This is a genomic window from Candidatus Sordicultor fermentans (genome assembly GCF_012728195.1).
In the GTDB taxonomy this organism is placed as follows: domain Bacteria; phylum Atribacterota; class Atribacteria; order Atribacterales; family Caldatribacteriaceae; genus Sordicultor; species Sordicultor fermentans.
The window spans coordinates 20529-31282 of sequence record NZ_JAAYFP010000094.1 but is presented as its reverse complement, the minus strand read 5'-3'; the positions used below and the strand labels follow the sequence as shown (position 1 = coordinate 31282).

10 protein-coding genes are annotated in these 10754 nt (G+C 39.3%); 9 read left to right on the top strand and 1 reads right to left on the bottom strand.

The genetic code is table 11. The features are described 5' to 3' along the window. The 8 genes from GXZ17_RS04425 to GXZ17_RS04390 all read left to right on the top strand — a co-directional run. Nucleotides 1–390, top strand: a 390-nt coding sequence (locus GXZ17_RS04425; RefSeq protein WP_409376076.1) for a DALR anticodon-binding domain-containing protein, incomplete at its 5' end; no start/stop codon positions are given. A 90-nt stretch (nt 391–480) separates the two neighbouring features. Beyond that, entirely contained in the window at nt 481–2112 is a 1632-nt protein-coding gene (locus GXZ17_RS04420) for a CTP synthase (RefSeq protein WP_409376075.1), read from the top strand. Continuing rightward, nucleotides 2102–2923 (top strand): glutamate racemase, encoded by an 822-nt coding sequence (murI, locus tag GXZ17_RS04415; protein WP_409376074.1) that lies wholly within the window; start codon nt 2102–2104, stop codon nt 2921–2923. Before GXZ17_RS04420 ends, murI begins: the two co-directional genes overlap by 11 nt. After that, the gene (gene ispE, locus GXZ17_RS04410; RefSeq protein ID WP_409376073.1) at nt 2916–3818 is read left to right on the top strand and encodes a 4-(cytidine 5'-diphospho)-2-C-methyl-D-erythritol kinase; all 903 of its coding nucleotides are present in this window, start codon (nt 2916–2918) and stop codon (nt 3816–3818) included. The genes murI and ispE overlap by 8 nt, the downstream gene beginning before the upstream one ends. Beyond that, a complete protein-coding gene (locus GXZ17_RS04405) occupies nt 3815–4564 on the top strand; it encodes a nucleotidyltransferase family protein (RefSeq protein WP_409376072.1) in 750 nt (249 codons plus the stop codon). Before ispE ends, GXZ17_RS04405 begins: the two co-directional genes overlap by 4 nt. 84 nt (nt 4565–4648) lie before the next feature. Next, complete coding sequence (gene rho / locus GXZ17_RS04400; RefSeq protein WP_409376078.1) at nt 4649–5917, top strand: transcription termination factor Rho; 1269 nt, start codon at nt 4649–4651, stop codon at nt 5915–5917. An 805-nt stretch (nt 5918–6722) separates the two neighbouring features. Next, on the top strand, nt 6723–7847 hold the full coding sequence (locus GXZ17_RS04395; RefSeq protein WP_409376071.1) for an HD-GYP domain-containing protein: 1125 nt from the start codon (nt 6723–6725) through the stop codon (nt 7845–7847). Beyond that, complete coding sequence (locus GXZ17_RS04390) at nt 7847–8632, top strand: MBL fold metallo-hydrolase (protein ID WP_409376070.1); 786 nt, start codon at nt 7847–7849, stop codon at nt 8630–8632. Before GXZ17_RS04395 ends, GXZ17_RS04390 begins: the two co-directional genes overlap by 1 nt. On the opposite strand, the gene GXZ17_RS04385 is transcribed toward GXZ17_RS04390, so the two are convergent. Next, nucleotides 8629–9300, bottom strand: coding sequence for a hypothetical protein (locus tag GXZ17_RS04385; protein ID WP_409376069.1), 672 nt, complete (start codon nt 9298–9300; stop codon nt 8629–8631). The genes GXZ17_RS04390 and GXZ17_RS04385 overlap by 4 nt on opposite strands. Before the next feature lie 397 nt (nt 9301–9697). Here GXZ17_RS04385 and GXZ17_RS04380 point away from each other — a divergent pair, with 397 nt between their 5' ends. Beyond that, on the top strand, nt 9698–10747 hold the full coding sequence (locus GXZ17_RS04380) for a tetratricopeptide repeat protein (protein WP_409376068.1): 1050 nt from the start codon (nt 9698–9700) through the stop codon (nt 10745–10747). Nucleotides 10748–10754 lie beyond the last annotated feature (7 nt).

Genomic DNA, 10754 nt, shown 5'->3' with positions numbered 1-10754 from the left:
TCTATGGATAACCCGGTATATTACGTTCAATATGCCCACGCTCGTATTTCTTCCTTATTTAAAGAAGCAGAAAAAAGAGGATTTACATCGTTTCCTTTGACTCATACTTTGTCTGAATTTCCCACTGAAGAGGAGAGAGAAATCGTCAAAAAAATAGCTTATTTCCCGGAAACAGTGAAACGTAGTGCTCTTTTGCGTCAGCCCTATTTGATTTGTAATTATCTTCAGGATTTGTGTGGAGATTTTCACTCTTTCTATAACCTTTATCGGATAATCGATGAAGACAATATAGAACTTACTTCTTTTCGGCTAAGTCTCTGTAGAGCGGTACAAATTGTACTGAAGAATGCTTTTCAACTTTTGGGAATTTCCGCTCCTGACACTATGTAAAATAACTAAATTTCTTTCTCAGTTAAAGAGATTTATTTTCTCCTTAAGATGAAAATTTGACGATACCATATTGAGTAAAAGGAGTTAAAAATGGATAAAGGAAAGTATATTTTTGTAACCGGTGGAGTAGCATCATCTTTAGGGAAAGGCATAACCGCCGCCTCATTAGGGAGAATTCTAAAGAGTAGAGGATTTCGAGTCACTATGCAGAAGTTCGACCCTTATATCAATGTTGACGCTGGTACTATGAATCCTTATCAGCATGGAGAAATATTCGTAACCTACGATGGAGGGGAAACTGACTTAGATTTGGGACATTATGAGCGGTTCATTGATGAGGAGCTATCCAAACTAAGTAATGTAACCACAGGAAAAATCTATAGTTCAGTCATTGAAAAAGAAAGAAGGGGTGATTACCTGGGAGCCACTGTCCAGGTAATTCCTCATATAACCAACCAGATAAAAGAAGAGATTTTTCGGTTGAGAGAAATGAGCAAAGCGGATATCTCTATTGTGGAGATTGGAGGGACAGTAGGAGATATAGAGGGTTTGCCTTTTTTAGAAGCTATTCGCCAGATAAAAAATGATATAGGAAAAAGCAATTGCCTTTATATTCATGTGACTCTCGTGCCTTATCTTGAGGCAGCGGGGGAGCTAAAGTCTAAACCTACTCAACATAGCGTTAAGGAATTACGAAGTATTGGTATTCAGCCAGACATAATAGTTTGTCGTTCTTCTCATCCTATTACCCCCGAAGTGATGGCTAAGATTTCTCTCTTCTGCGACCTGGATAAAGAGGCCGTGATTCCCCTTATGGATGTTGATTCCATTTATGAGGTGCCTCTGGTTCTGGAAGAAAGAAATGTAGGGGACCTGATAGCCAGTCGCTTGGAAATGAAGCCTACTCCTTCTGATTTAGAGGAATGGTCTCAAATCGTTCAAAGGGTTAGAGAAGCGGATAAAGAAGTAAATATTGGTTTGGTGGGAAAGTATACAGAATCAAAGGATGCTTACTTGAGTGTTTGTGAGGCGCTTAAACATGGAGGGATAGAACTGGGATTAAAAGTGAGCGTTAAACCAATAGAAGCGGGAAAACTGGAGGGTGATGAGGCAAGTTGTTTTCTTTCTGGAGTAGATGGTATAATTATCCCTGGAGGTTTTGGTCAGCGAGGAATAGAAGGTAAAATTCAGGCTGTCCGGTATGCCCGAGAAAAGGAGATTCCCTTTTTAGGAATATGTCTGGGAATGCAGGTAGCAACGATTGAGTTTGCTCGAAACATTCTTCATTTTCATAGCGCTCATTCTACCGAATTCGATCCCTTAACTCCTTACCCGGTGATCGATTTGTCACCTTCTCAAAAAGATACCCAAAAAATGGGTGGGACCATGCGTTTGGGTAACTATCGGTGTGTTTTAGAGAGTTCTCTAAGTAAATCTCTTTATCAGAAAGAAGAAGTTTGGGAAAGACATCGTCATCGTTATGAACTTAATAGCCTGTTTGTAGATGAACTGGAAAGAGCGGGACTACGGATGGCTGGCTATAACCCTGATTATCAGGTGGTAGAAATAATAGAGTTAAAGGACCATCCTTTCTTCATAGGAGTGCAATTTCATCCCGAGTTTAAGTCTCGACCCAATCAAGCTCATCCTTTATTTCGTGGCTTTGTGGAGGCAGCTCATTGCTATCGACAAGAAAGAAAGGGGGATAGGCTTGGAATTTAAATACCCTCTGGGAATAATTGATTCAGGGATTGGTGGTTTAAGCGTAGTTAATGCAGTGAGGGCTCTTTTACCGGCAGAAGATATTATATATGTAGCCGACCCTCTTCACTTTCCTTATGGGGAGAAAAGTAGAGAAGAGTTAGTGGAAATAGTAAAGCCAATTATTGGCTATCTATCTCAGCACAGAAAAGCAAAATTAATCATTACCGCTTGTGGCACTCTTAGCTCTGTTTGTCTTCCTGATTTAGCTCAACTGATAAGCATTCCAATTATGGGAATTGTCCAGTCGGCCTGTCAGGAGGCAGCGAGAGTAACGCGGCAGGGTAAGATAGGAGTACTGGCTACCCGGGCTACAGTGAAAGCAGGAGCTTTTGGCCAAACCTTAAAGGGGATTAATCCTGGTTTGGAGGTAATTGAGGAAGCCTGGCCGGAGTTTGTTGCTGCGGTGGAAAAGGGAGAATTCAATAGCCCGGAATGGAGGGTACAAATTAAAAATAGACTTATTTCTCTAAAAGATAGAGGAGTAGACACCCTAATTATGGGTTGCACCCATTTTTCCCTTATCAGCTGGTTTTTTCAAGAACTGGGGGGGAGGGAGCTACAAGTGGTAGACCCTGCCTGGGCCTGTGCTCAAGAGGTAAAAAATAAATTATATTCTGAGGAGAAGAGGAGCTCTTCTTCAGGCAAACTATCTATTTTGGTGCGAGGCGACGGTTTTTCTTTTCAGGAGTCTTTAGATAATTTGTCATTTCATTTGAAAGAGAAAGTAAGCCTTTTCCCTGTTGATTTAGGCGTGAATATCAGTGTCTGAAAAATTTATTTTGCCTTCTCACGGAAAGATTAACTGGTTTTTGAAGATTGGAGAAACACGCTCCGACGGCTATCATGAAATTGAATCGCTAATGCAGAAAATTGCTTTTGGCGATGAAATTGAAGTTTCCTTAGAGGAAAGAGAAAGAGATTATATTGCCTGTAATTTTCCCATTCCCACCGGGGAAGATGGTGTTTTGAGTAGATTGCTGGTAGAATTACGTAAAATAGCTCCTCCTCTTCGAGAAGTCGGTTTTAACATAAAGATTAAGAAAAGTATTCCCCCAGGAAGTGGATTGGGGGGAGGAAGCAGTAACGTAGCTTCTATTTTACAATTAATTAATTCGGTTTTTAAGTTAAACCTGGATTGGGAAGAAGTTAAATCCATCGCTGTTCGTATTGGCTCAGATATTCCCTTTTTCGCCCGGGGAGCTCCTTTTGCCTGGGTGAGGGGAAGAGGAGAGGAAGTGGAGCCTCTTTTTTTTGCTCCTCACCGGTTTTTAGTTTTGCTTTTCCCTCCTTTTTCTATTTCCACTGCCTGGGCTTACCGGTGCTGGGAGGAGAGAAAAGGAAGAATTAAAGAAAATAAAAAGGCCGGGTTAAGCCTTGAAGAATTCCTGAAAGCGAAGAATCCAGAGCTAATAGAGGAAATAATTTGGAATGATTTTGAAGAAGTGGTTTTTCAATGTTTCCCGGATTTAAATTTCTATAAGAGACTGCTAATGGAGTTAGGATGTAAAAAAGTTTTTATGAGTGGTAGTGGCTCCACTCTCGTGGGGGTGGTAGAAAGCAAAGAAGAAGGTGAGAGAATAGTGAAAGAAATTTCCTCTCCTGATGTTAAAGCTATTTTAACTTCTACCATATGGGAGGCAAAAGAGGAGGGAGCAAATCAATGACTGACGCTATAGTTTTAGCTGGTGGCGGAGAAGGGGAGATTGAAAAAAAATTTGGAGTTGTTAACCGGTCCCTACTTGTCATAAAGGATAAGTTTATGATAGAGTATGTAATAGAAGCCCTCAAGAGTGTTTCTTCTATAAAGAGAATTATAGTAGTTGGGCCAGTCAAAGAAATAAAGTGCCGAATTGGTAGTTTAGTTGAAGAAGTTGTTCCACCAGGGGAAAACCCTTTCGAAAGTGCCTGGAAAGGTTTGGAAGCTTTACAAACCAGAGAGAAAGTTCTAATAACTGGTAGTGACCTGCCCCTTCTAAAAGGTGAAATGGTAGAAGATTTTTTGCTGAGATGCAGTAAAGAAGAAGCTGATTTTTATTATCCCATCATCCGCCGAGAAATTTATGAAAAGAAGCTAAATGATTCTCAGAGGACTTTTGTACGTTTACGAGATGGATGCTTTACAGGCGGCGATATTCTCTTTCTAAATCCTCAGATGATGGAAAAGAAAAAAGAGTGGCTTTCTCGAATAGTTGAAAGTCGCAAAAACCCTGTTGCTCTTGCTCGATTGATAGGAGCAAAGGTCATTTTTAAATATCTTACCAAGCAATTAACTATCAAAGATGTAGAAGAGCGAGTGGACAAGATGTTGGGCATAAAAGCCTTGGCCGTTATTACTCCCTATCCTGAAATGGGATTTGATGTAGACAAGGTAGGACATGTTCAGGTAGCGGAGAGAATTTTAAAAAAATAATAGGAGGAAATACAAGTGGATAGTGATAACAATCAGGTAAAAGAGTTAGTGGAAGAGAAAGAAACAAATAGAAAAGCACCCGCTATGCAACTTTCCTTAGCTGACCTGAAAAGTAAAACTAATGCCGAACTGTTTGAGATTGCTCAGAGCTTGGGTATATCTGGTTACAGTCGTAAGAGGAAAAATGATTTAGTGTTTGAAATTCTTAGAAAGTCTGCTGAGTCTAAGGGTTATCTTTTCAGTGAAGGGATTTTAGAAATAACTCCTGAGGGTTATGGGTTTTTGCGTACTTCTGATGATTTCAGCCCCAGTGATAGCGACGTTTACGTTTCTCCTTCACAAATTAAACGCTTTATGTTAAGTGTGGGAGATAAAATAGCGGGACAGGTACGCCCCCCCAAAGAAGGAGAAAGATACTATGCCCTTTTGCGGATTGAGGCTATAAATGATGAAGATCCAGAGCAAGCCAAAAGGCGCCCTCTTTTTGAGAACCTCACTCCCATTTTTCCTGATGAGCAGTTAGTTTTGGAAACCGTTCCCGAGGAGATTTCTACCCGCATCATTGACCTTTTTGTCCCCATTGGGAAAGGACAGAGGGGATTAATAGTATCACCCCCTAAAGCAGGAAAAACGGTGCTTTTGGAGAAAATCGCCAACGGCATAATGGCCAATTATCCTGAAGTGGTATTAATTGTTCTTTTGATTGACGAGCGGCCAGAAGAAGTTACTCAGATGGAACGCTCAGTCAAAGGACAGGTAATCGCTTCCACTTTTGACCAGAAGCCAGAAAATCATTTGCGAGTGGCCGAACTTACTCTGGAGCGAGCCAAACGTTTAGTAGAGGAAGGTAAAGATGTGGTTATCCTTTTAGATAGTATTACCCGTCTGGCACGAGCTAATAACCTGGTGGTTCCTACTACGGGGAAAACTCTCTCTGGAGGTGTTGATTCTTCCGCTCTTCACTGGCCCAAGCGCTTCTTTGGAGCAGCTCGCAACATTGAGGAAGGTGGTAGCCTGACTATTATAGCCACTGCTTTGGTTGATACTGGTTCACGAATGGATGAGGTGATTTATGAAGAGTTTAAAGGAACAGGTAATATGGAGCTGCACTTAAGCCGTGCTTTAGCGGAAAGCCGTATATTTCCAGCTATAGATATTCATCGTTCGGGAACCCGGAGAGAAGAGCTCTTGCTAAAGAAAGAAGATTTAGAAAAAATATGGATGTTGAGAAAGCTTTTGTCTACTGTAGATGCTCAAGAAGCAACTCAGATGGTTATTGAGCGGATGAAAAACACTCGCTCCAATAGAGAATTTCTCAAAATTATTGACCAGGTTATTAAAGCTTCGCGATGATAGGTGTATAGCTATTTGTAATTAGCCACAAAAATCACATAATACTTCTCCCTTCATAAGAAAATGTGTTTTTAGCGTTGTAAGCACACCAGGGCGCATTTCTCTATTTAGCTTTTGTTTTTCGTTTTTTTTATTTTGTGGTTCTTCTACTAAAATTTAATGGGAGGATTAAATAAAGACGAGCACTGCTTGCTTTTCCGGATAAAGTATTTGTATAAGTAAAACCAACCCGGAGGAGGCAGGCTAATCCATTCTTTGATTTTTGTTCGGTCAAGACTGAAAAACAACCGTTTGATCAAGAAAAAAGGTGATGACCGAGGCATTCTCTCAACATCAGTACAAAAAGAGATTTTAAAGGTAGATTGTTTCATCGCCCCGTTTATTTACAGTTTTTCTCAAAGTAAATGTCGTATTGTTCTGTGTCCTGGGGATTATTGAAGCTATCTATGCATCTATGTAATAGAATCTAAGATAACTATCTAAACTCTTTTATATCGGAGTTAGCACTGCTAAAGCTCTGGCACTGCATGTGTAGGCTTATTCTGCCATTTGCAGTGCAAAGTCCGGGTATCTCCCCCTCTCTACAGATTTTCGTTCTCCTTTTTACCCCCTGAACTCTTCAGTACCATAGCTATTTTTTCTTCCGTGTTCCATTGTGCTTTCGCTGGGGTTTTTTTCAATTTCAACTAAAAGTAGTATAACTTCAAATTTGAGATGTTATAAAATATGGGGTTTTTTTTAAGATCTTTTATTTTTAAACAAACTGCCGGAGGAAAAATTGTTATAATTGTGGGGGAGGATAGAATTGAAAGATGCCTATCGAATAAAAAAAGTCAAGATTCCCCTTTCTGAGCTAAAAGCAGGAGAGCTTCTCCCTTTTACTCTTCTTAATCCCCAGGATCAGGTTCTTTTGAGTCGAGGGCAGATTATAACTTCTGAGTTTGTAGAAAAACTCAAAGAGGATGGCTATTCTTCAGTTTTAGCTGAGATTTTAGAAGAAGACGAAGGATTGGTAGCTAAAGAAGATATATCTCCGGAAATTAAAAAGAAAACCCTGGAGAATATGCAGGAAATTTTAGAAGATTTATCCCGGGGGGAAACCCCTTCTATTGTGCCCTTAGAACAGAATGTTTCTCAGATGGCAAAGGAAGTCAAAGCTCATGAAGAGTTGGTTATCCCTCTTATACAACTGAAGAAACATGATGACCTTACTTTTACTCATTCTCTTAATGTAGCTGTTATTTCTTTGTTTATTGCTAAATTTTTAGGATTAAAAGACGAAGAGCTCATCCATCTGGGTTTAGGTGCTCTTTTACATGATTTAGGAAAACTTCTAATTCCCCCAGAAATTTTAAATAAACCTTCTAATCTCTCAGAAAAAGATTATGAGATTATTCAGAAACATACTATATTTGCAAAAAATATTTTGGATGAGAAGACCCGGTTACCCGAAAGAGTTAAAGAGATACCCTTGCAGCATCATGAAAGAATAGACGGGAGTGGTTATATCCTTCGCTTGACCAAAGAAGAAACCTCTGTTTTGTCCCGCATTACTGCAGTAGCAGATGTCTATGAAGCGCTAACTTCTGACCGACCTTACCGTAAAGCTCTTCCTATCCCCGAGGTTATTGAATATTTAATGGGAAGCGCTGGTCATAAACTTGATGATGAGGTGGTAACCACTTTTATCCGCCATCTTTCTCCCTACCAGGTGGGAGATTTGATAAAATTATCCACTGGAGAAGAGGCGATGGTAAGCAAAATCAACCCTGTTCTTCCCTTTAGACCTGTAATTCGTATTAAAAAACAGGACGAACAGGGAAATGTATACTTCTCAGAAGAAATTGATCTTTCTTATTCTCTAACTTTAACTATAATTGGTGAAATAGATATGAAGAGTCAGATAGATTTGGAGCGGACTATTTTATAATGGATAATTTTATCAAATTTTTAGGAACGGCTGGAGCCCGAGTAGTAGTTTCTAAACAACTACGTGCCTCAGGAGGAGTGTGGATAAAATATCAGGATACCAATATTCACATTGATCCTGGTCCTGGGGCTTTGGTTAGGGCTCTGTCCAGTCGTCCTCCTCTTTCTCCTCCATCTTTAGACGCTCTTCTTCTTTCTCATCGTCATTTAGATCACTCCAATGACCTCAATATTATGGTAGAAGCTATGACCGAGGGCGCCACCAAAAAGAGGGGGGCTGTTTTTCTTCCTGGAGAAGCTTTAGAGGGGGAGCCAGTGTTGTTTAAATATTTGCGAGAAAAATTGGTGAGTCTGGAAATTCTGGAAGAAGGTAAAGAATATCACTGGAAGGACATTTCTTTTTCCACTCCTTTGCGTCACTTGCATTCTGCTGAAACCTATGGTTTTCGTTTTTCTTTTCCTCAGGGGGATGTGTCTTTTATTACTGATACTCTTTTTGAGGAAAAATTAATCGAAGCTTATCAAGATAGCAAAATATTGTTTCTAAATACTGTACGCTTTAAAAAAGATAACCACTCCTCCATACTTCATCTAAGTATTCCTGATGCTCAAGTTATTATTGAGAATATCAAGCCTCGCCTGGCTTTTCTTACTCATTTTGGGTTAACGGTTTTACGAGAGAAACCCTGGAAAATAGCCGAGGAAATGTCTCAAAAAACAGGCATAAAAGTGATAGCTGCCAGTGATGGCATGAAAATAGACTTGGAAGAAGCACTAAAAGATTAAAAACGAGTTAAGGAAAAATAAAAAGAGGAAAGCAAAAGAGAAGCATAAGCTAGAATTAGTGCTCCTACTACAGTATTTAATATTAGTCCTGCTATTCCTAAAAAGCCTAAAAGCCAGAATAGAAGATAGCCTATCAGGAGAAAAAATAGAGCGATAATAAAAAAAGTGAAGCATTCTCCTAAATTCTCGCTAACAAGGTGAAAACTATTCCGAATGGCGGAAAAAGGATTATCTCCTTCGACCACTGTGAGAGGGATAGTAAAGAGCAACAGGAAAGCAAATACAAGTCCTAAGAACATGAACCAGATAGCAAAGAATCCTTCTATGAAACCCATTATGAGGGAAACCATTACAATATCCGGTAAGCGCTTTTGAACTATCCGCCAGGCCCTACGTAAGTCTATCACATCTCGATAGCGGTAATCCCAGGCTATTGCTATTACTAAACTCAGGGCAATAAAACTCAGGAAAACTCCCAGAATTAATAAAATCGCGCTTCCTGCTTCTTGGAAAAAAACAGAAACCCAGGTAAGACTTCCTTGCCAGGTCAGGTAGTTAGAGGTGGCAATCAACAGAGAGGGAATAAGGGTAACGAGAATGATCTGAGGGTAACGAATAATAAGGTTCCAATTCTTCTTTAGTTCTCGCCAAAAATCAAATGTTTCCATTTCTTTCTATACTCCTTTCTAAAAACATGTTATGATTATACTATCCTTAATCGCTAAAATAAACCAGGGGATAAAAAGATCTGTTTGGAAGACATATTTCATTTTAGTAAATTAAAAAATCAGAAGCATCAGGGTTTTCGTCCACTGGAATAGTTTTCCTGTTGTAGTTTCAATATGCTTTATTTTGGTCTTGGTTTTTGGAAAAAAGTTGTTCCACTACCCGCAGCATTGCTAATTTTAATCAGAAATTTAAAGATTTGGTGTATAAAAAGGTTGGTTTTGAATTTTTACAATATTAGACTTTTGTTTAATAAAATTGGAATAGATAGTAAAGTACATCATAGTTTTTTTATGAACTTCTTCTTTAAATTAAAAGGAAAGGGAGGGCAGAAAAATTTTGGAATCGAAGATTATTCCCTTATTTATTCCTCTTTTTGTTGTTTACCTGGTAAATAGTGGAGGAATTGTCTTATCTTTGGAGCCCTTAGACCAGGCTCAGTGGTTGTTAGAAAAAGGAGAGGCTGATAAAGTTCTTGCTCTTCTCGAACCTCTTCTAGATTCTTTTTCCGAAGAAGAACTGTCTCAGGCGGTAGAAATAATTTATCAGATATACTCAGAAAAAGGAGAAAGTGATAAGGCTATCCAGACATTGGAGAAGTACATCGATAGATTTCCTAATACCCCATCTTCTTATCTCTATCGCTACTGGATAGCCAAAATAGAAGAGGAGAGAGAAAATTTTGATAAGGCGCTGGAGTTATTTTACCAAATTATAGATTCTTATCCCCCGGATGTGGAAGACCCTTATGGGCTAAAGAATTTAGTCAGGGAAGATATAGCCTACAATCTTCAATATCATAGCAAGAACTATCTTGAAGCTATTAAAGTTTACCAGGAAATTCTGGATTCTAACTCCGATGGCGAAGAAAAAGCAAGGATTATGATGGAAATTGCTTCTTGCTATGAAAAGTTAGGAAAGATAGAAGAGGCTATTTCTTATTACCAAAAAGTGGTTCGGGAGGCACCTGATTTTTCCTATGGTCGGTGGGCAGAGTTGCGCATAGTTTATCTTCAATCTGAGCCCACGTGGGTAGAAAAAAGCAAAGAAGCTCTGGCTCAAAAACTTGAAGAGGCTTTCCGGAGTAAAGATATTAAAAAGCTTGAAAGCTTAGCCAGGAAAGGAGATTTTTGGGTGGGAGTTATGTTTAGCGAGTTTGAAGTAGATGAATTTTATAAGGTTGAAAACTACCTTAGTGAACACCTGTCTAAAGCTACTGACCTTCGAGTGGGAAAGCTGGAAAAAAGAAATGATGGTTTTAACCTGAAAATTGATAACTGGCCAGACCCCGATTATAATATTCTTTATCTTTTGATAGAAGAAGGCTTATATGGTTGGGAGTGGAAGGGCATCATTCTTTCTAATACCGAACTGGAAAGCTTACAATAATAGGGAG

Coding starts and splice junctions, on each gene's coding strand:
- rho (WP_409376078.1), top strand. CDS start 4,649: ATGCAACTTTCCTTAGCTGACCTGAAAAGTAAAACTAATGCCGAACTG.
- GXZ17_RS04385 (WP_409376069.1), bottom strand. CDS start 9,300: ATGGAAACATTTGATTTTTGGCGAGAACTAAAGAAGAATTGGAACCTT.
- GXZ17_RS04420 (WP_409376075.1), top strand. CDS start 481: ATGGATAAAGGAAAGTATATTTTTGTAACCGGTGGAGTAGCATCATCT.
- GXZ17_RS04390 (WP_409376070.1), top strand. CDS start 7,847: ATGGATAATTTTATCAAATTTTTAGGAACGGCTGGAGCCCGAGTAGTA.
- GXZ17_RS04405 (WP_409376072.1), top strand. CDS start 3,815: ATGACTGACGCTATAGTTTTAGCTGGTGGCGGAGAAGGGGAGATTGAA.